Raw genomic sequence first — 21427 nt, 5'->3', positions numbered from 1 at the left:
CTAAGGTCGCCTAGCTAGTCAACATACCCCGCCATGACTAGCACCCGGAACAATATCAACAACAAAAACAATAAGGCCGCACCCATCATTTTCGGCACGGCCGCAGAACCGCAATCTCAATAGCAGAATCATAATTTCAATAACAGGTATAACCATGAACGAGACATCCAGCTCTAACCAAGCGAATAACTCCTTTATTGTCCTCATCAGCGTGATCGCCACTATCGGTGGATTTCTGTTTGGTTTTGACAGCGGCGTTATTAACGGCACCGTAAAAGGCCTTCAATCTGCATTTCAAATCAATACCGCTGGCTTTGAAGTATCTTCAATGCTACTGGGTTGTGCGCTAGGCGCTTTTTTTGCGGGCACCCTCGCCGACAAATATGGCCGTAAAGCCTTATTACTGGTTTCTGCCGCTTTGTTTATTATTTCTGCCTGGGGCTCGGGTGTCGCTACCGGCTCGATAGAATTCATTATCTATCGTATTTTGGGCGGTTTAGCTGTGGGCGCGGCGAGCGTTATGTGCCCCGCCTATATCAGTGAAGTTGCTCCTGCCGCCTATCGCGGCAAGCTTAGCTCTGTGCAACAAGTTGCTATCATCAGCGGCCTGACCGCTGCCTTCGTGAGCAACTACTTCCTTGCCGACATTGCAGGCTCATCACTGAGCATTTTTTGGCTTGGTTTTGAAACCTGGCGCTGGATGTTTTGGATGGAATTAATTCCCGCCATTATCTTTTTTGTCGCACTGCTATTTATTCCCGAAAGCCCTCGCTTCCTGATGGCCTCCGGCCAAACTGAAAAAGCACGCGGCGTGTTGGTTAAACTCTATGGCACCACCGATGGCAATGCCAAGGTGAGCGAAATTGGTGGCACCCTCGCTGCAGACCACAAACCACGCCTATCCGATTTGATTGACAAAACCACCAAACGCATTCGCCCTATCATGTGGATCGGTATTGGCCTCGCAGTACTGCAACAATTCGTCGGCATTAATGTGGTGTTTTATTACGGCGCGGTACTCTGGGAAGCAGCGGGCTTTTCTGAATCAGACGCCCTGTTAATAAACGTTGTTTCCGGTGTTGTCAGTATTGGTGCCTGCTTTATTACTTTCTTTGTAGTGGATAAAATCGGCCGTAAACCGCTGCTGTGGATTGGCTCTGTGGGCATGACCATAACACTCTCAATGGTTGCCAGCGCTTTTGCCGGTGCACCTTTGGATGAAAGTGGCAAACTCATTCTGTCAAGTAATATGGGTACGCTTGCCCTAGTAGCTGCCAATCTCTACGTGGTTTTCTTCAACGTATCCTGGGGTCCGGTTATGTGGATCATGTTGGGCGAGATGTTCCCCAATCAGATTCGCGGTTCTGGCCTTGCAGTCGCAGGCTTGGCACAGTGGGGCGCCAACTTCCTCATCACCTTTACCTTCCCCTACTTGCTGGCATCGTCACTGGGCTTAACCGGCGCCTATGGCATCTATGCGTTCTTCTCCGCGATTTCGGTAGTCTTTGTTATCAAGCTAGTCAAAGAAACCAAAGGTAAAGAGCTGGAGCAAATGGAGGGCTAAAAAGCCTTTACCCAAAAACCACCTTAGGGTGGTTTTTTTTGCACTATCACTTTTGCGACTTACATATATTTACGCTCATATATGAAGCGAAAGCCGTTAGAACCTGTACATCACCAGACACCTTATGGTTTAATTGACCACAAGAATAATCTGCAACCCAGGATCAATTATGAATAAGCACCTACAACTTATATCGATTTCTCTCGCCGCACTTGGCCTTGCTGCCTGTGGTGGCAGTGGTGGCGGTGGCGGAAGTAAATCATCCGCAGCAGCAAGCTCTAAACCGGCAAGCTCTATGGCTGCCAGCCTAGCGAGCAGCGTCGCAGCCTCTAGCACACCTGCATCAGTTGCCGCTTCAAGCATGCCCGCCTCGAGCGCTTACTCTGCCAATGTTGCCAATCTAAAGGCTCTCGCCACCTTCCCCATTGGTGTGGCTGTTTCTAACAATGACTCACCCGCATACAACCTACTGACCAACGCCTCCGAACAACAAGTAGCGACACGTCATTTTAGTCAAATGACTGCGGGTAACATCATGAAGGTAAGCTATATGCACCCTTCAGAAACCACTTTTAGCTTCGCTAACGCGGATGCATTTGTAGACTTCGCCAAAACCAACAACATGGACATTCACGGCCATGCGTTAATTTGGCACTCCGACTACCAAGTACCGGGCTTTATGAAAAATTGGGCAGGCACGTCTACCGACTTCCTCACCATGCTCGATACCCATGTCACCACCATCGTTGATCACTTTGAGACCAAGACTAATTTGGTTAGCTGGGATGTAGTCAACGAAGCGTTAACTGACGGATCCCCATCAAATTTCCGCACAGATTCTGCGTTCTATATCAAAAGCGGCAATAGTCCCGTGTACATTGAACGCGCCTTCAAAGCGGCTCGCTTAGCCGACCCCGATGTCGACCTTTATTACAATGATTACAACACCGAACAAAACAACGCAAAAACAACCAAGCTTATAGAAATGGTGACCGACTTTCAGGCGCGCGACATCCCCATAAGTGGCGTTGGTTTCCAAATGCATGTCTGTCTGCGTTACCCACCGGCGGCGACTATAGCGGCGGCCATGAAAAAAGTTGTCGACAAGGGCCTAAAAGTAAAAATCTCTGAGCTAGATGTTGCCGTTAATCAACCCTATTGCGATGGCTTCCCAGCCAACAAAATATCAACTTTCACCCCTGCCGTTGCGCAAGAGCAAAGAAAACGCTACTGCGAAATTGTTAAAGCCTATTTGGATACAGTGCCTGCCAACTTGCGCGGTGGTATAACTGTTTGGGGTGTAACAGATGCAAACACTTGGATTGACGATCTTTACAAGGGTCCGACTCAATTTAACGGTGAAAAGATTTCTTGGCCGCTGTTGTTTGACAACAACTACAACGACAAGCCCGCGCTGCGTGGCTTCGCCGATGCACTCTTAGGCACCGCCTGCAATAACCCCTAAATTCTACTAACCTGTAATGCAGGTTTAGTTTCTACACCCAAAGGCTCAGCTAACAACTGGGCCTTTATTTTTTAGCGCACGCATTTGTATTATTTGGATGGGAATACCCTATGAATTGGCAAAAATCACTATTAAGCACTGTCGCTAGCTTACTGTTCGCCGCATCGGCGATAAGCGCTACACCCCCACCCTCTCAGGTCGACTTTTATCAGTTCGACTACCAAGGCAGAGACAAGGTCTTTGCGCAGAAGCCTGCCCAAGGCGAGTTTCAAAACCCCATTATTAGCGGCTTTTACCCCGACCCCAGCATTACGCGCAAGGGCGACGATTATTACCTCGCCAACTCCTCGTTTTCTTACAGCCCCGGCGTACCTATCTTTCACAGCAAGGACTTGGTGCACTGGAAATCGCTCGGCTATGCACTCACTCGCCCCAGCCAGTTGCCACTCGCCCAGCAGCAAACCTCACGCGGTATTTATGCCCCCACGCTGCGCTACCATGAGGGCACGTTTTATCTGATTACTACCCAGGTCGATGTGCGCGGCAACTTTATCGTCACTGCCACCGATCCTGCTGGCCCTTGGTCTGAACCCATTTTATTACCAGAAGTAGGCGGTATAGATCCCGACCTGTTTTTTGACGACGACGGCCGTGTGTACATAGCCCATAACGATGGCCCTGTGGGCGAACCCCTGTACCAAGGCCATCGCGCTATTTGGCTGCGCGAGTTCGACCCCAAAACCCAAAAAATCGTCAAGGATTCAGGGCGCGTCATAGTTAACGGCGGCAGCGATCTCAGCAAAAAACCGGTGTGGGTCGAAGGGCCGCATATCTACAAAATTAATGGCTGGTACTATCTGATTTGTGCCGAGGGTGGCACCAGCCTTGACCACTCGCAGGTCGTGTTTCGCACCAAAAGCCTGAGCGAACCATTCGTACCCTATGCTGGCAACCCGATCCTTACCCAGCGCGACCTAAACATAGAGCGCGCCAACCCCATTACCAGCGCAGGTCACGCAGATTTAATCCAAACCGCTGAGGGCGAATGGTGGGCCGTATTCCTCGCCACCCGCGCCTACGATAAAACTGCTTACAACACCGGGCGCGAAACCTTTTTGCTCCCCGTCACCTGGAAAGACGGATGGCCGATTATCTTGTCCCAAGACAAGCAAATCCCCTGGCAATTGCCCGCCCCTAAAATCAATGCAAACACCAAAACCTTCAAAGCCGATCCACTCACGGGCAACTTCAGCTGGCGCGATAATTTCAAACAGCCCACGCTGAGCTTTCCTTGGGTCATGCTGCGCACCGCCCCAACGGCGTTTTATCACCTCAAAAAGGGAACGCTGAGTTTGGATGCGCTAAAGGTGAGCCTTGATAAACTCGAACAACCTGCGTTTTTAGGCCGCCGCCAGCAACACACTTCCTTTAGTGCCAGCGCGCAAATGGCACTGCCGCCCGTTAATACCTCAGGCGGCATAGTCGCACTGCAAAATGAAACCTCACACTATTACGCGGGTATTAAAAATAGTGCAGGCAGTTACACACTATTTGTTGAACAAGCCAACCACACGCCACCTAAGGTGATTTTTAGCCAAGCCCTTAGCGCACAGGCGCTGCCTAAAAAACTCACCCTTGGAATGGAGGGCGATGCGGGGAACATCAGTTTTTACTATCTCGATAAAAAACGTCACAAGCAGTACCTGCTAAAAAATGCTGACGCCAAGATACTCAGCACCGACGTCGCTGGCGGCTTTGTGGGCACCATGCTCGGCGTGCACGCGCGCCAAGAATAGCCCGTTTAACATTTGTAGCACCGGCCTGTTAGCACAGGCCGACTCCCTCAACATTAGTGGAACTTATTATGACTAACCACCAATGCACGCGTCAGACGCTGAAAAAAACCACCCGCTTATTTATTGCCTCAACACTCTTAGTGTCATCTGCCCACAGCCTCGCACTGGGTGAAAAAACCTGGTTGAGCAACGGCAAAAATACAGCGGATTTACGGCTCGTAAACCAACAGCAGCAGGCGCAGATTTATGTGGATGCGGCCGACTTCTCCGGCGTAGCGCGCGCCACCAAAAACCTGCAAAGCGATATTGAAAAAGTCAGCGGTAAAAAATTAGCGTTACTTAATCAGTTCAGCGCGGCCAATGATAAAACCAGCATCGACAATGCGGTGATCATCGGCACCCTCGACCATAGCGCACTTATCGCCGAATTAATCGCGGCGAAAAAAATAGATGTAAGCGGGATCAAAGATCAGTGGGACGCCTATCAAGTACAAGTAGTGCAACATCCCACGGCACACATTAAGCGCGCCCTCGTTATTGTGGGCGCCAACAAACGCGGCACCAGCTACGGTATTTATAGCCTCAGCCAACAAATCGGTGTCTCGCCTTGGTACTGGTGGGCCGATGTGCCGGTTAAACAAAAAAGTGAGATTTTCATCGCACACAACACCAAGGTTATTGAAATCCCTAAGGTGAAATATCGCGGTATTTTTCTGAACGACGAAGCGCCTGCACTCACCAATTGGGTGACGGAAAAATACGGCAACTACAACGCTAAATTTTATGAAAATGTGTTTGAGTTGTTGCTGCGCCTAAAAGCCAATTTTTTATGGCCCGCGATGTGGAACAATGCCTTTGCCGATGATGATCCGCAAAATATGATCCTCGCCGACGACTACGGCATTGTCATGAGCACCTCCCACCACGAACCTATGATGCGTGCCGATAAAGAGTGGAATCGCTACGGCAAAGGCCCTTGGGAATATTCTAAAAACCCCGAAAACCTCTATAAGTTTTGGCAGGCTGGCGCCGAGCGCAATAAGCCCTATGAAAGTATCTACACTCTCGGCATGCGCGGCCAAGCCGACACCCCCATGAGCGAAGGCGAAAATATCAGCCTGCTAGAAAAAGTGGTTAAAGATCAGCGACAAATTCTCAGCGATGTGTTCGGCAAAGACAAAGTGCATGAAGTACCGCAGGTTTGGGCGCTCTACAAAGAAGTACAGGGTTTTTATGAGCGCGGCATGCGCGTACCAGACGATGTGATACTGCTGTGGTGCGATGATAACTGGGGCAACATTCGCCGCCTACCCACGCCCGCAGAGCGCACGCGCAGCGGCGGTGCCGGCGTTTACTACCACTTTGATTATGTTGGCGGCCCGCGCTCCTATCGTTGGATCAACACCATCACCATCGCCAAAATCTGGGAGCAAATGCAACTTGCCTACGCCTATGACGCCAACAAAATTTGGCTCGTAAACGTGGGCGATTTAAAGCCTATGGAATACCCCATAGAATTCTTTTTGAATATGGCGTGGAACCCCGAAGTCTGGCCTAAAGAGCGCATCCCTGAATTCGGCAAACTCTGGGCTGAACGCGAATTTGGCGCGCAGCACGCCGATGACATAGCCCAAATCATGACCGGCTATACACGTCACAATTTGCGCCGCAAACCAGAGCTGCAAGACGCCACTACCTATAGCCAAATAAATTACCGCGAAGCTGAGCGTGTCACCGCCAACATCAATGCATTAGCAGAAAAAGCAGAAAAGATTTATCAGCAATTGCCAGCAGAGATGCGCCCTGCTTTTTATCAACTGGTGTTATTCCCCACTCAGGCGAGCGCCAATATAACCGCCATGTACAACGCCCAGGCGAAAAACCAGCTCTACGCCAACCAAGGGCGCGCCAGCAGCCAAGACTACGCGCAGCAAGTTAAAAAACTGTTTGCACGCGATGAGGAATTAACGCAGGAATATCACAGCCTGCTCAATGGCAAGTGGAACCATATGATGAGCCAACCGCATATTGGCTACAGTTATTGGAACAATCCTGCTGCCAATACCATGCCACTCACCTATGACTATGTACCCCATGCACACGCTGAAATGGGCATAGCGATTGAAGGGCAAAGCAATGCTTGGCCAACGCCGGGGGACTATGAGTTACCGCGTTTTGACCCCTATGGCCAACAGCAGCGCACCATAGAAATCTTCAACAAAGGCAAAGAATCCTTCACCGCCACTGCCCAAACCAGTGCCCCATGGATTATACTAAGCCATACTAGTATACAAGTTAAGCAGGAAGCGCAAATCAAGGTGGGTATTGACTGGCGAAAAGCCCCCAAAGGCTTGGCGTCAGGCAGCATTCAAATCAGCGGTCCCAGCTGGGGCAGTGCGAGTATCACGCTCAGCAGTTTTAACCCCGAGGTAAAAAATACTAAGGTTAAAGGCTTTGTTGAAGCGGATGGCTACATCGCCCTAGAAGCGGCAGATTATGCGCGACGACAAGCCGCAGGCAATTTGCGCTGGGAAGAAATTCCCGAGCATGGTCGCAGTCGCTCATCCATGTCGGTTTATCCACTCACCAACAAACATTTTGAGTCTGCCACAGGCGCACCTTATCTGGAGTATGAGTTCTATAGTTTCAGCACTGGCGAGTGGCAACTCGATGCGCAGTTTGCACCCAGCTGGCCGTTTTTTCCCAAGCAATCGCTGCGCTATGGCATCAGCATTGACGACGCGCCCGTGCAAATCGTGGATTTAACCGCAGATATGAGCAGCGCAACCTGGGATGAAACGGTGCGCAGTGATATTCGCCAAAGCTTTAGCACCCACCAGGTAAAAGCCGCCGGCCCTCACAAGCTGCGGGTTTACAGCCTAGACCCAGGCCTGAGCTTGGAGCGTTTAATTATTAATACCGGTGGCCTCGCACCCAGTTACCTGGGGCCGCCCGCAAGCCCCAAGCGTTAATTGTTTAGCGCTCTGCAAGGGGCGCTAACATTTCAAGTAGTCGAGATATGATTGAATGAAAATTGTTGATGCAAAAGTGATTGTCACCTGCCCCGGCAGAAACTTTGTCACCTTAAAAATCACCACCGATCAAGGCGTTTACGGCATAGGCGATGCCACCCTCAATGGGCGCGAAAAAGCCGTGGTGTCTTATCTAGAAGATTATTTAATTCCCTCACTGATCGGTCGCGACCCCCAGCGCATTGAAGATATTTGGCAATTCTTTTATCGCGGCGCTTACTGGCGTCGCGGCCCCATCGGCATGACCGCTCTCGCCGCGATTGATGTAGCACTCTGGGACATTAAAGCTAAGCTGGCGAATATGCCCCTCTATCAACTTTTGGGTGGCAAAAGTCGCGAGCGCATACTCACCTACACCCACGCTAACGGCAAAGATTTAGAATCTACTCTCGCCGCCGTTGCTAAAGCCAAAGCACAAGGCTACAAGGCGATACGCGTGCAATGCGGCATTCCCGGCATTGAGAAAACCTACGGTGTTGCCAAAGGCGATAAAAGCTATGAACCCGCTGATGCCGATCTGCCCTCAGAAGAATCTTGGTCCACAGAAAAGTATTTGAATTTTATTCCTGAGGTCTTCGCCGCTGTGCGCAAAGAGTTTGGGCGCGACCTACACCTGCTTCACGATGTCCATCATCGCCTCACACCGATTGAGGCCGCGCGTTTAGGTAAAGACCTAGAACCCTATCACCTGTTTTGGCTGGAAGATGCGGTAGCGGCGGAAAATCAGGAATCCTTTAAACTCATTCGCCAACACACCACCACGCCCCTGGCTGTAGGCGAAGTGTTTAATTCCATTCACGACTGTCGCGAACTGATTCAAAACCAGCTCATCGACTATATTCGTACCACCATTGTTCATGCAGGCGGTATCACCCACGTGCGTCGTATCGCAGATTTTGCCAGCCTGTTCAACGTGCGCACTGGTTTTCACGGTGCCACCGACTTATCGCCTGTCTGCATGGGTGCAGCCTTGCACTTCGACTTCTGGGCGCCCAACTTCGGGATTCAGGAACACATGGCCCACAGCCCTCAAATGGATGAGGTATTTCCTCACGCCTACCGCTTTGACGACGGCTACTTCACCCCCGGTGAAACACCCGGTCACGGTGTGGATATCGATGAAAAACTCGCCGCCAAATATCCCTATAAGCGCGCCTGTTTACCGGTAAATCGCCTAGAAGATGGCACACTCTGGCATTGGTAACTAAGCTGTTATACTCAGCCGAATTACTAATAACGAGGAATACTTTATGTCACAGACCCAAGCACTGCTTGCTGCAGGCCTTTTCAGCAGCGCCCTGCTCATTTCTGGCTGCCAAGAAAAAGCGGAAGCACCAACAACAACGCCAGCCGTAGCAGCAACCAGTTCAGTTGCTGCCATTACCGTACCCACACCAGCGCCAAGTGAACAATTCATCGGCGAGCCACTGGTTACCAATATTTATACAGCAGACCCTTCTGCCCATGTTTTCAATGGCAAGCTCTATATCTATCCTTCTCATGATATTGAAGCAGGCATTCCCATGAGCGATTCCGGCGACCACTTCGCCATGCGCGACTATCATGTTCTCTCGATGGATGATGTAGGCGGCCCAGTTACTGACAACGGCGTAGCCTTGGACATCAAAGACATTCCTTGGGCTGGCCGCCAACTTTGGGCCCCTGATGCTGCGGAAAAAGATGGCACCTACTACCTGTACTTCCCCGTTAAAGATAAAACAGACATTTTCCGTATGGGCGTAGCAACCAGCGATTCCCCTACAGGCCCCTTTAAGCCAGAAGCAGAACCAATCAAAAATAGTTTTAGTATTGATCCCTCGGTATTTAAGGATGACGACGGCGCTTACTACATGTACTTCGGTGGCATTTGGGGTGGACAACTACAAAACTGGACAACTGGCACCTATAACTCTACAGACATCTACCCCGCCAGCGATGAACCCGCACTGCGCCCAAAAATCGCGCGCATGAGCGATGATATGCTGCAATTTGCTGAAGAGCCTAAAGATATAGTCTTGCTAGATGGCGGCGGCGTCCCCTTACTCGGCACTGATAATAACCGTCGCTTTTTTGAAGCGGCTTGGGTGCACAAATACAACGGCAAATATTATTTCTCCTACTCTACCGGTGACACTCATTACATCGCCTACGGAATGGGTGACTCACCCTATGGCCCCTTCACCTACAAAGGTGTAGTACTTACACCTGTACTGGGCTGGACCAATCACCACTCCATCGTTGAATTCAACGGCAAGTGGTATTTGTTCTACCACGACTCCTCACTCTCTGGCGGCCAAACCCATCTTCGCAGCGTAAAAATGACCGAGCTAAAATACAACGAAGACGGCACCATTCAAACGATTGATGCTTATCTCGACTAGCAGTTTATGTATTGATAAAACATAACCCCCGCCAGATATTATCCGGTGGGGGTTATGTTTGAAAAACAAAGGTGAAGTTTGGCGCTTAGTATTCCTAAGCGAAGATTATTTGTACACACCAATCAATAGCCGTATCTTTCTTATGAAACGAGCCACTAATAAAAAACAGCATGGATACGTCTAACTTTTTTGCTTCAAACAACCCTAGTGTTGAGCTAGGTCATTTAAAGTCTTTCTTGCTCCCATCACGGCACCAATAATCTAAGAAGGATTAATACTTAAGGCTCACCCAGCTTTACAGTTATCAGCTATGTACTTTGAATGTGCAGGCATAAAATCAACACATTTATTAATAATCTGCTCATAAGATTGAAACTTTTTTTCTAACTCTGTCAAGAGCCATGAATCCACCGCTGGATGATATTCTTCCGCCTGAATACCCTGCCCCTCAAATACAGACAACCAACTCGGGACGCTAAACAGCTCCTCATTTTCTCGATAGATTCGCCCAGTGGAAACATAAAGCTTGATTTTCTCAAGCAAATATTCTGGCACATCCATATCACGGCAATAATTCCAAAAATCAGAGTCTGAGCGTTCAGTAGCTTTATAATGCAATATTAAAAAATCACGGATTCGCTCATATTCAAAAATCGTGTTTTTGTTATAGAGCTCTGCACCATCCTCCATAAAACGCCGCGACGGAAACAAATTAATCAACTTGGAAATTGCTGTTTGTATTAAATGAATACTGGTAGATTCCAACGGTTCCAAAAAGCCACTGGAAAGACCGATAGCAACACAATTTTTATTCCAAAATTTCTGACGGCGCCCGGTTTTAAAGCGAATCACACGAGGGTCCGCAATAACGGCGCCATCTAAATTTTTTAGCAGAATTCCTGTAGCTTCGTCATCACTCATATACTGGCTTGAATAAACATGCCCATTTCCAGTTCTATGCTGTAAGGGTATGCGCCACTGCCATCCTGCCGAGTGAGCAGTTGCGCGCGTATAAGGAATTGGCTCTTCAATTTTTTCACATGGCGCAGCTACCGCACTATTACAAGGGAGCCAGTGCGACCAGTCCTCAAATCCGGTTTTCAACGCACCTTCAATTAGCAGAGCACGAATACCGGTACAGTCAATAAAGAAGTCCCCTTCAATGACTACTCCACCGGCAAGCGTCAGCGACTTGATATACCCATTATTTTCGCAAAGCTCGACCGAAGCAATCCTTCCCTCCGTGCGAGTCACACCACGAACCTCAGCGTAGTCTCGCAAAAAATGAGCATAACGGCCAGCATCAAACTGAAATGCATAGCCAAAATCTGACAAGGGAGAACCATTGATATTAAGTGGTCGAGTAAATTTTTTATGGCGCGCAGCCATAATAGCAATAGAGTATTTCTCCAAACTAGAAGCTAATCCGCAGCTTTTCAGTTTTAGCCAGTACTGATGAAATGAAAAAGCATTTATATCTTCGCCATAAGAGCCAAAAGGGTGGACGTAACTATGGCCAATTTTCTTCCAATTAATGAATTCAATACCCAATTTAAATGTTGCTTGAGTTTTTTTCATGAACTCATTTTCGTCAATTTCCAGAATTTGATTAAATTTCTGGAGGTGAGGAATCGTTGCTTCTCCCACGCCAATAGTTCCAATCTCTTCTGACTCGACTAAATGCACCTCATAATTAGTACATCCCAGCACTTTGCTAAGCGCCGCTGCAGTCATCCAACCGGCTGTACCACCACCGGCAATGACTATTTTTTTAATTTTATTATCATTCATAATATCCACACTGAAATCCAGAGTATTGGTAGTTACTTTAGCATTGCGTATTTAGCTAATATTTCGTCCTCATTAGAAAGCTGGGTAACAAGATGAGAATTTACCATGCGCATTTGACTCAAACGCTTAACAACCAATTCCAAATTGCAGCCATTTAAAAGAACATCATGTTTTTCAGGCCAATAATCATTCCCCAATAGCAACGATATCCATGCACCAGGCAACCAGGTTTCATACTCCTCGAACGCCAGCTTACCTCGCGCTTTAAATAAATTAAGTTTTCGCTTTAACTCAGTAGTGAGTGGCATTTCACTTATGCCAGACCAGAAATCAGATGACCCCGAGGCGTTTAGCAATAAATTGAGTTGTTGATAATCCAGTACGCGAGCATATTCATCAGACGTCAGCTGATTGTATTGCTGTGCAGAAAAATAATTCTCACCTGAAGCCGAATACAAATCAATAAACCGCAAAACTCCACTTTGCACATGGTGCAAATAGGAAAAGGTAAGATCGGTAAAATTACCTGCAGCGGCACCAATTGCAAGGCAGTTGTTTAACCAAAACTTTTCCCGTCGGCCAGGTACAGTGTTAGATGGCTGCACAGCCTCCGATAGACCAACGCAGCCGAAACTCATTGCAGCGGCTATGGCATCCTCATCAGACTCAAACTCACTACTATAGGTTAGCGAGAACAAGGTTTTATCTCTCAGCGGAATCGATTTTAACCAACCACCAGAATGCACCGACAACTCAGTACACAATCCCGACTTAGGCGCCAAGTCAGCCACAATATTGATCTGTTTATCAACAGGTAACTCTTTGTTCCATCTTAAAAACTTGTCCTCTTGCAACTGCCTTATTAAAACTGAATCACTGCCACTACAATCAAAAAAGAAATCTCCGCTAACGACTTCGCCAGAATTCAGCACAACCGTTTGAATATTGCCATCAGCATCGATAGTTAAATGATCTAACCGCCCACGAATCACATCCAACTGCTTTTTCAAAGCAAACGATTGCATAAACTGGCTGTATTGAGCGAGATCAACATGCAAGGAGTAATCTAAATTAAAGCCCTTCTCAAGCAAGTCTTTATTGAGAAATCCAAATTTTTTTGATCTGACTGATTGTGCCGCTAAGGAATATGCATCGAAAGAAGTTTTATCTCCGCATTGATGCAACAAAACTGCGTATTGATGAAAATCAATGCCGTCCAGCATGCTGCCATAATTACCAAAAGCATGAATAAAGTTTTGATCCGAGTTGGACCAACTTTTATATTTCGTCCCCACCTTAAAAGTGGCGGAAGTTTGACTCATGAGTTCACGTTCAGAAATGCGCATATTGATATGAAAGCGGCGCAAAGAGGTGAACCCCGAGTCAGCAATCGAAGGCTCATTCGTGACCACATCGGGATCGATTAGCACAACCTGTAGAATATCTCGCGGATAGGCATTTGTAAGTGCGGCAGCCGTAACCCAAGCGCTCACCCCTCCACCATAGATAACAAGCCGATGCGAAGTCATTGGCGACCCCCATATAAGCTCATTAATGCTTTTGGACGTCCATCTGCGTTAGCTTGATGCTGCTCTAGAAACAATTGATGTGCAGGCATTTGCATAGCAGCGCGATCAATCAGCGCCTCTATTTCTACCATAGTTTTTTCAAGCTGTTGATTACTCATCCAATTAACACGAGGATCATAAGCTCTAGGCACCACTCCCTGCCCAAGGTAAACGGCAATCCAACTAGGCTCCAAAAATAATCCGCCCTGATAATCAACCACATGCCCTCGCTCACGAAACAGAGCCATTTTATGGGCAAGCTCATCGGGAATAGACATATTCCGGCAATAATCCCAAAAAGGTGCATCATTTCGTTGTGTGGCATGGTAGTGAAGAATAAGAAAATCCCTGACTCGTAAATACTCGATATCCATCAAGCGGTTAAACTCATCAACTCCAGCCGAATCAAATGTTTTATCTGGAAAAAACTCAATCAACTTCATGATTGCAATTTGAATTAAGTATATACTCGTCGACTCAAGTGGCTCAAGGAATCCACCCGATAAGCCAATCGCCACACAGTTTTTATTCCACGTTTTTTTTCGCTTCCCCGTGGTGAATTGTAAAAACTTAGGATCTGTAATTAACTTCCCATCGATATTACTCACCAACGTATCGCAAGCATCTTGATCACTCATGAACTCGCTGCAATATACGTGACCGTTGCCAGTGCGATGCCTAAGCGGTATACGCCAGCGCCAACCAGCAACTTGTGCAATGGATTTGGTGTAAGGCAATAGCGCTCCCTGCAATTCAGAAGGCGCAGCAACAGCTCTATTACACGGCAACCAATGGCTCCAATTCTCGTAGCCTGTTTTAAGTGCTTGCTCAATAAGAACTCCGCGAAAGCCAGAACAGTCAATGAAGAAATCACCATCGATTATCACGCCACTTTCAAGCTGTACCGAGCTAATCTCGCCATTATCGCGTTGGTTAACCGCAACGACTTTTCCCTCTTCCCTGCTGACGCCAAGATTTTCACTGTATTTTCTAAGGTAGAATGCATACATACCGGCATCTATATGGAAAGCATAAGAGTAGGTTGAAAAAACCGACCGCTCATCACTCATGGGGAACATAAACTTTTGCTGTGCTGCAGCAACAACAGGAAGCGAATAATAATCAATAGATTTACCCAATCCTTGATGATACTGCTTTAACCAATAATGGTGAAACGCAATGCCACTAATCTCCTTACCGTACTCTCCAAAAGGGTGGATATAAGCATCACCCATCTTTCCCCAGTTAGAAAATTCAATGCCCATTTTATAGGTTGCATTTGTTGCCACCATAAACTCAGCTTCATCAATTCCGAGGGTCTGGTTAAAAAAGCGCAAATGTGGCAGTGTTGCCTCACCCACTCCGACCGTCCCAATTGCCTCAGATTCGATTAATGTAATAGCGTAGCCTTTATTTTTTAGACAGTGCGCGAGCGCAGCCGCTGTCATCCAGCCTGATGTCCCTCCACCAACAATTACAATCTTTTTTATTTTTTCTTCGTGCATAAACTAACCCCACTAAAGAATTGTTACAAGCAAAAAAAATGCACACGGCAATAACGCCGTGTGCATCCTTAGCTATCAATATCAACAATCCTGAATTAGAACTGACCCTTCAAGACAATTGAGAAACGACGGTCATTGATAAAGTAATTACGAGGAATTACCGAACCTTCTTGATTAACCTGCATTTTGGTCCAGGTTACTTCATCCATCAAGTTTGAACCTTCCAAACCGATTTTGAAGTTGTCATTGATGGTATAGAAAATCGAACCATCTAACTGACCAGACGCCTGAGCATAAATTGGCAACTTGGTAATAACATCACGAGTAGTCAACAAATAATCTGAGCGCCAGTTGTACGCCAAACGAACAGACACATTATCTTTCTCATACATACCCACGATGTTATAGGTAGTCTCAGACATCCCCTGTAACGGCAAATCAGTATAGGTAGGAGTAAAGCCAGCATCATCACTACCTGGTGGGTTCGCCGGATCAATATTGCTGTTAGGTGAAGTACCACTGACATCCAACAAAGTTAAGTTCACCTGCAAACCTAAACCATCAAATGGCTCAGGTAGCATATCGTAGAACTGTTGATACCCAGCTTCAAAACCGGCTATAGATGCATTTACACTTTTGTTAACAGGCAAATCCATCAAAACGGTGCGAGTCACACCGTTATTTGTTACCGTGGTATTTACGGCCTCATTAGCAAAGAAATTACTCATGTCTTTATAGAAAAGACCCGTAAACACAGAGCCTGCATCCGCAAAATACCATTCAACCGCAACGTCGTAATTAGTAGACTCCATCGGTTGAAGGTTAGGGTTACCACCGCTACCCCGATACTCGAAGGTTACGTTTGTTGGTGCTGCATCTTCAGTAGGACGAGTCAATGTTGGCTGTGAGCTAATAGAAGTGTAGTTTCGTAAATTACCGATGTCCGCAAAAGCGATCGCCTTAGACACAGCAAAACGTGCTTGCACATCATCAGTAACCAGATAGCGCAAATTGAGGCTAGGTAGTGTCTTGGTAAACGACCCCGTGACAGAACTTATATTTAAAGCGCCATTGGCAAATTTCTGATCTTCAGCCAACTTCACAGTATCACAGCTAACACAGTCAGCAATTGCGTCAGCTAAATTAGCATCCCACACTTCAGGGTATGCATTACCGCCAACTGACTCTGTTTCAACCTTAACAAATCGCACGCCCACATTACCAGTTAAGCGCTCCTCACTATCGGCAAAGTTAAACTGCACATAGGCTGCTTGATTGGTCTCTGTAGTGTTAGTCAGTTCTGCTAGGGTGTAAAGTCCGCCATCATAGGCAGTATCTCTATAACCTGCAGGCTGATAACCAAAGGGTCTGGTAGCCGCCACGAAGTTAGCGTAGTTTGTGATTAGCCCTTCAGATGCTGCTAAGAAATTACCGCCCTCTACGCCGCTCTTATTACCCTTACGGAAGTGACCACCGGCATAGGAGAACTGGTCAAATGCGATGTTGTTTTCGTAGGGGATGCCATTTTTGCTGTCACCATCCCATGGAGTATTGTCCTGCAAGCCAGAGAAATACTTCCGACCATCACCTGCCCAATTCTCAGAGAGGTTACCCCAATTGTATTGTGACCATTTAACGTTTTGCTCACGTTCTGAGAAACGCACACCCGCCTCAACAGACTGCAACCAGCCATTATCAACTTGATATTCAGCATCCAACTTAATTGCAAATTCATCACCTTCGCTGTCCTCAAGGTGATCCATTGCTGAACGCCAGTAGTAGTTAGCAGGATCAACAAAGAAGTCTTCGGAACTCACACCTGCATCGGGAGAGGTCAGGAGCACAGTAGGGCGATCAGATGTGAAATCGAATTGTGTGTCGGCACGCACACCTGTCTGAATACTCATATCGATTGAGTCGGTGGATGCTTTTACATACTGCACATCTCCAACCAATTTCAACTCATCTGACGGAGTGAATTCAAGACGGAACGAGAAGTCTTCAACTTTAGAATTAGTGTCTGAAAAACGCGAAGTAGTAGTGTAGGAATCAACGTTATTGACTTCACCACTAGTTACGTAGAGACCATTCGCTGTGAGATCTGAATAAGTACCAATTTTATCGTCTGACTCGATGTTGTGCTCTAACCAATTGCGGCCAGAATCAGAGTAGACATACTCAACGGTAGCAAGCAAGGTGTCATCAGGATTACGCCATTGCCCAACCAGCGATCCACCATTGCGCTCACGCTCTTGAATTGCAGACGTAATGCGGCCATTGATAGGAGCAAAACGTTTTACTGTCTGGCCATCCACCATCACATTGGTATTTTGAAATCTTTCTTCTGCCGTTAATTCACCATTGCCATCAATGTTGTTACCCACTTGCCCATAAGCAACCCCATCAGTACGACTGGTTAACTCTGACGTAGCCAAGCTAATCAAGAAACCGAACTCACCTGCACCAGTATCCCATCTGTCGCTATACAACCCTGAAATACTTGGTTTGGTTTCTTCTGAAAGATCAGCATAGTTAGCTGCAGCGCTAAAAGCCAACTGACGATCCGATGAATCAAAAGGTTTGCGAGTATTAAGATTGATAGTACCTGAAATACCGCCTTCAACCATTTTCGCGCTTTGGCTTTTAAAAACTTCAACTTTTGCCATTAGTTCTGGAGGAACATCTTGAAAGCTAAGACCGCGTCCGCTGTTAGCGGAAAATGAATCGCGACCGTTAAATTCGCTGCGAGTTTGAGGCAGACCACGAAGAGTCACGCCACTACCTTCGATAGAAAAGTGATCCGGATCGTTTCTGCCAGCAAAACGCTCAATAGACACACCAGGTACACGCTGCAACGACTCCAAAACACTCTTGTCAGGCAAGGAGCCAATATCTGATGCCGAGATAGCGTCAACAACAGTCGATGACTCACGTTTTATATCCTGAGCATTCTGCAAACTAGCGCGAACACCAGTAACAAGCACCTCTTCAGCAACTTCACCATTTGTTGAAGCATCTTGCGCAAATACAGGAGCTCCAATAGCCATAATACAAACGGCCAAGATAGACTTTTTGAATTTTTTGCCTTGCTGAATTTGTGTTTTTAACTCTTTGTTATGGAAAACCATAGCCAACCCCTTTCTTAACATTATGATGTAGGTGATTATTATTAATTGCCCTTACGTGACCAACCTGGACAAAAAATCTCGCCTTGCTTTGTTTTACGTTAATTATTTCTCTGCACCCTGACCACAGCCCACAGGCATGGCAAGGTCTCCCAATACTAGCTCAAACAAAATCTTTTTGTCAATTTGACCATAACAATATAAGCGACATAAGGGTATCTTTTTTTAGTTAAATGATAGCGCTACCAACTAACATAGCGCATTTTTCATCACCCGCAATTTGTTTTTTTGTAAATAAAAAAGCCCGCGGATTAGGCGGGCTTTTTTAGGCGACAAATATGACTATTTATTCATCAAATGGATGGCGTAAAACAATCGTTTCAACACGATCAGGCCCCGTTGAAATGATATCAATCGGCGCCTTCACCAATACCTCTAAGCGCTCTATGTAAGCGCGCGCATTGGCAGGCAATTCCGCCAAGGTTTTAGCGCCCACAGTAGATTCACTCCAACCTGGCATTTCTTCATATATAGGCTGTACATTTTCCCAGCCTTCCGCATCAAACGGAATACCAATACTCTCACCTTGCTGATTTTGATAGCCAATACAGATTTTTACGGATTTAAGCCCATCCAATACATCAAGTTTGGTCAGGCAAATTCCGGTCACGCTGTTGATACGATTAGCATGGTGTACAGCAACCGCATCAAACCAACCACAGCGACGCTTACGACCAGTAGTTGCGCCAAACTCATGACCTTTCTCACCTAAATAGGCACCAACTTCACAATCCAACTCAGTAGGAAAAGGACCCGAGCCTACGCGAGTGGTATAAGCCTTGGTGATGCCCAGCACATAATCCAAATACAGCGGCCCAAAACCTGAACCCGTCGCCGTGCCACCAGCGGTGGTATTGGACGAGGTCACAAACGGATAGGTTCCGTGATCAATATCCAGCAAGGAGCCCTGCGCACCTTCAAACAAAATACTTTGCCCTTGCTCACGCGCCGTGTGCAACAAGTCAGTCACATCGGAGATCATGGGGATCAACTGATCGGCCCAAGCCGTGCAGTCAGCCATTACCTTGTCAAAATCAACCGCTTCAACCTTGTAGTAATGAGTAAGCATATAGTTGTGATACGCGAGAATTTCTTTCAACTTTACCGCAAACGACTTCAAGTCCAACAGATCGCTCAAGCGCAAACCGCGACGCGCAACCTTGTCTTCGTAAGCCGGGCCAATTCCGCGCCCCGTGGTACCAATTTTTGCATCGCCACGCGCCAATTCACGCGCTTGATCCAAGGCAACGTGATAAGGAAGAATGAGCGGACAAGCAGGAGAAAGGCGCAAACGCGAGCGAACAGGCACCCCTGTAGCTTCTAACTCAGCAATTTCTTTGAATAGCGCTTCAGGCGAAAGTACGACACCATTGCCAATAAGACAAGTAACACCTTCGCGCAAAATGCCCGAGGGAATTAAGTGCAGTACGGTTTTTTTACCGTCAATGACTAACGTATGGCCGGCGTTATGGCCGCCTTGAAAACGAGCCACCAAAGATACTTGATCCGTTAATAAATCAACGATCTTACCCTTGCCTTCATCACCCCATTGGTTGCCCAATATCACAACGTTCTTGCCCATGACTGGTTTAACTCTCTGTGCTAAAAAAATGGAAAAACTGTTTGACCATATGCATCGACACCTAAGCCGACACTAGGACTTCGACCTGATAGCTATCGCCCACCAATACCAACTGGCGCTCACACCCCAACTCATCGAAATCTGCTGCTTGCGCGACACTGATGACGCGCTCCCCTTGAGCGCGCAGCGCTTGCACCGCACGCCACTGCAGCGGATCAGTGCTATCAACCACACCTATAGCACCTACAGAATGATGAGCGAGTAAACCTAATTTACTGATAGCGGTAATATCTACCGCAAAACCCGTAGCTGGGCGCGCGCGACCAAACACTTCGCCAATATGATCGTAACGACCACCACTGGCGATGGGATTACCAAAACCGGGGGCAAATGCCGCAAACACCAAACCGGTTAGATAGTGATAACCGCGCAATTCACCCAAATCAAAATAGAGTTCAGCAGCCGGATAGCGCTGCGCAACCACATCAGCCACAACTTCAAGCTGGTGAACTGCAGCAATGGCATCATCCAATCCCGCAAAAAGACTGCGCGCTTGCTGTAAAACGTCTTTATTTCCCGCTAAATTAGGCAGCGCTAAAAAACGCTGAGCCTGAACGGCATCTTTAATATGTTCGGCAACCCAAACGCGAATTTCCGTTGTTGCTTTACGCTGTAGCAACTCAAAAAAAGCTTCTTCTTGCGCGCGACTTAGGCCTGCATCCCGCGCTATAGCGCGATAAATCCCTACATGTCCAAGGTCGATATGTAAACTCGGCAGGCCAGCAATCATTAGCGACTCTAACAACAGCGAGACAACCTCAATATCAGCCGTCACACTGGGTTCACCGTAAAATTCTAGCCCTGCCTGAATCGGCGTGCGCGTAGCCAAAGGGCTTTTAGGACGGGTGTGTACCACATGACCGGCATAGCACAGGCGATTGGCGCCGGCACGATGAAAACTATGCGCATCCATACGCGCGGTTTGCGGGGTAATGTCCGCGCGAATGCCAAGCGTTCGCCCCGTTAATTGATCAGTTACTTTGAAGGTCAGCAAATCGACATCGCGACCCAAACCTATAAGCAGTGAATCGGTATATTCCAACAATGGCGGAATCACCAGATCATAACCCCAGGTGCTGTAAACATCGAGTAAACGGCGGCGCAAACCATCAATAGCTTTGGCTTCTGCAGGAAGTATCTCTTCCACCCCATCGGGTAATAACCAGCGATCTGCGTAAGTCATGTTTGAATTGAAGATTCCCGTTATTGAATTAGGTATAAAAGGCCGGCGCCCAAGAGCATGGAGCCCAGACCTATAAAGCGCAGCTGGCGATCATTGATCACAGCCAAGCTGGCAACCAGACGACGCCAGCGCGTCGGGTATAAAAAGGGAATAACGCCCTCCAAAACCAGCATTAGGCAAAAGGCTTTAGCAAACTCTTCCCACATAAAAACCTCTGTGCCAGAGCGAAAATCCGAAGCCCACACATAAAAAAACCGAGCGATGGGCTCGGTTGCGGCATTTTAACACTGTTTCGACGGGGAGTTGTAGGCAAAA

The 21427-nt window shown here is 47.4% G+C and carries 13 protein-coding genes; 6 read left to right on the top strand and 7 right to left on the bottom strand.

Features of this window, described 5'->3' with window-relative positions; genetic code table 11:
* Positions 1–154 precede the first annotated feature (154 nt).
* From AC0KUT_RS04065 to AC0KUT_RS04040, 6 genes are all read left to right on the top strand, one after another.
* Positions 155–1564 (top strand): sugar porter family MFS transporter, encoded by a 1410-nt coding sequence (locus AC0KUT_RS04065; RefSeq protein ID WP_488833716.1) that lies wholly within the window; start codon positions 155–157, stop codon positions 1562–1564.
* Between the two features lie 169 nt (positions 1565–1733).
* Positions 1734–3029, top strand: a complete 1296-nt coding sequence (locus tag AC0KUT_RS04060) for a glycoside hydrolase family 10 protein (protein ID WP_488833715.1) — start codon at positions 1734–1736, stop codon at positions 3027–3029.
* A 110-nt stretch (positions 3030–3139) separates the two neighbouring features.
* Complete coding sequence (locus AC0KUT_RS04055; RefSeq protein ID WP_488833713.1) at positions 3140–4825, top strand: glycoside hydrolase family 43 protein; 1686 nt, start codon at positions 3140–3142, stop codon at positions 4823–4825.
* 68 nt (positions 4826–4893) lie between these two features.
* Entirely contained in the window at positions 4894–7797 is a 2904-nt protein-coding gene (locus AC0KUT_RS04050) for a glycosyl hydrolase 115 family protein (RefSeq protein WP_488833711.1), read from the top strand.
* A gap of 55 nt (positions 7798–7852) precedes the next feature.
* Complete coding sequence (gene manD / locus AC0KUT_RS04045; RefSeq protein WP_488833709.1) at positions 7853–9061, top strand: D-mannonate dehydratase ManD; 1209 nt, start codon at positions 7853–7855, stop codon at positions 9059–9061.
* Positions 9062–9107: 46 nt separating this feature from the next.
* Complete coding sequence (locus tag AC0KUT_RS04040; protein WP_488833707.1) at positions 9108–10238, top strand: glycoside hydrolase family 43 protein; 1131 nt, start codon at positions 9108–9110, stop codon at positions 10236–10238.
* Between the two features lie 285 nt (positions 10239–10523).
* On the opposite strand, the gene AC0KUT_RS04035 is transcribed toward AC0KUT_RS04040, so the two are convergent.
* From AC0KUT_RS04035 to AC0KUT_RS04005, 7 genes are all read right to left on the bottom strand, one after another.
* Complete coding sequence (locus AC0KUT_RS04035) at positions 10524–12029, bottom strand: tryptophan halogenase family protein (protein WP_488835834.1); 1506 nt, start codon at positions 12027–12029, stop codon at positions 10524–10526.
* Between the two features lie 32 nt (positions 12030–12061).
* Positions 12062–13558 (bottom strand): tryptophan 7-halogenase, encoded by a 1497-nt coding sequence (locus AC0KUT_RS04030; protein ID WP_488833705.1) that lies wholly within the window; start codon positions 13556–13558, stop codon positions 12062–12064.
* The gene (locus AC0KUT_RS04025) at positions 13555–15102 is read right to left on the bottom strand and encodes a tryptophan halogenase family protein (RefSeq protein ID WP_488833702.1); all 1548 of its coding nucleotides are present in this window, start codon (positions 15100–15102) and stop codon (positions 13555–13557) included. Before AC0KUT_RS04025 ends, AC0KUT_RS04030 begins: the two co-directional genes overlap by 4 nt.
* 95 nt (positions 15103–15197) lie before the next feature.
* Positions 15198–18230, bottom strand: a complete 3033-nt coding sequence (locus AC0KUT_RS04020; RefSeq protein ID WP_488833699.1) for a TonB-dependent receptor — start codon at positions 18228–18230, stop codon at positions 15198–15200.
* Positions 18231–18573: 343 nt separating this feature from the next.
* Entirely contained in the window at positions 18574–19869 is a 1296-nt protein-coding gene (locus AC0KUT_RS04015; protein ID WP_488833697.1) for an adenylosuccinate synthase, read from the bottom strand.
* A 61-nt stretch (positions 19870–19930) separates the two neighbouring features.
* Complete coding sequence (locus AC0KUT_RS04010) at positions 19931–21112, bottom strand: ATP phosphoribosyltransferase regulatory subunit (protein WP_488833695.1); 1182 nt, start codon at positions 21110–21112, stop codon at positions 19931–19933.
* Positions 21113–21132: 20 nt separating this feature from the next.
* Positions 21133–21318, bottom strand: coding sequence for a DUF2065 domain-containing protein (locus AC0KUT_RS04005; protein WP_488833693.1), 186 nt, complete (start codon positions 21316–21318; stop codon positions 21133–21135).
* Between the last annotated feature and the right edge of the window lie 109 nt (positions 21319–21427).

Source organism: Cellvibrio sp. 25HG11W-0 (assembly GCF_057815475.1).
This window is presented reverse-complemented; position numbering and strand designations above follow the sequence as displayed.

Excerpts from the sequence above, each read along its gene's own strand:
- AC0KUT_RS04035 (WP_488835834.1), bottom strand. The coding sequence starts at position 12,029 with ATGAATGATAATAAAATTAAAAAAATAGTCATTGCCGGTGGTGGTACA.
- AC0KUT_RS04050 (WP_488833711.1), top strand. The coding sequence starts at position 4,894 with ATGACTAACCACCAATGCACGCGTCAGACGCTGAAAAAAACCACCCGC.
- AC0KUT_RS04030 (WP_488833705.1), bottom strand. The coding sequence starts at position 13,558 with ATGACTTCGCATCGGCTTGTTATCTATGGTGGAGGGGTGAGCGCTTGG.
- manD (WP_488833709.1), top strand. The coding sequence starts at position 7,853 with ATGAAAATTGTTGATGCAAAAGTGATTGTCACCTGCCCCGGCAGAAAC.
- AC0KUT_RS04005 (WP_488833693.1), bottom strand. The coding sequence starts at position 21,318 with ATGTGGGAAGAGTTTGCTAAAGCCTTTTGCCTAATGCTGGTTTTGGAG.
- AC0KUT_RS04020 (WP_488833699.1), bottom strand. The coding sequence starts at position 18,230 with ATGGTTTTCCATAACAAAGAGTTAAAAACACAAATTCAGCAAGGCAAA.
- AC0KUT_RS04060 (WP_488833715.1), top strand. The coding sequence starts at position 1,734 with ATGAATAAGCACCTACAACTTATATCGATTTCTCTCGCCGCACTTGGC.
- AC0KUT_RS04010 (WP_488833695.1), bottom strand. The coding sequence starts at position 21,112 with ATGACTTACGCAGATCGCTGGTTATTACCCGATGGGGTGGAAGAGATA.
- AC0KUT_RS04015 (WP_488833697.1), bottom strand. The coding sequence starts at position 19,869 with ATGGGCAAGAACGTTGTGATATTGGGCAACCAATGGGGTGATGAAGGC.
- AC0KUT_RS04040 (WP_488833707.1), top strand. The coding sequence starts at position 9,108 with ATGTCACAGACCCAAGCACTGCTTGCTGCAGGCCTTTTCAGCAGCGCC.
- AC0KUT_RS04065 (WP_488833716.1), top strand. The coding sequence starts at position 155 with ATGAACGAGACATCCAGCTCTAACCAAGCGAATAACTCCTTTATTGTC.
- AC0KUT_RS04025 (WP_488833702.1), bottom strand. The coding sequence starts at position 15,102 with ATGCACGAAGAAAAAATAAAAAAGATTGTAATTGTTGGTGGAGGGACA.
- AC0KUT_RS04055 (WP_488833713.1), top strand. The coding sequence starts at position 3,140 with ATGAATTGGCAAAAATCACTATTAAGCACTGTCGCTAGCTTACTGTTC.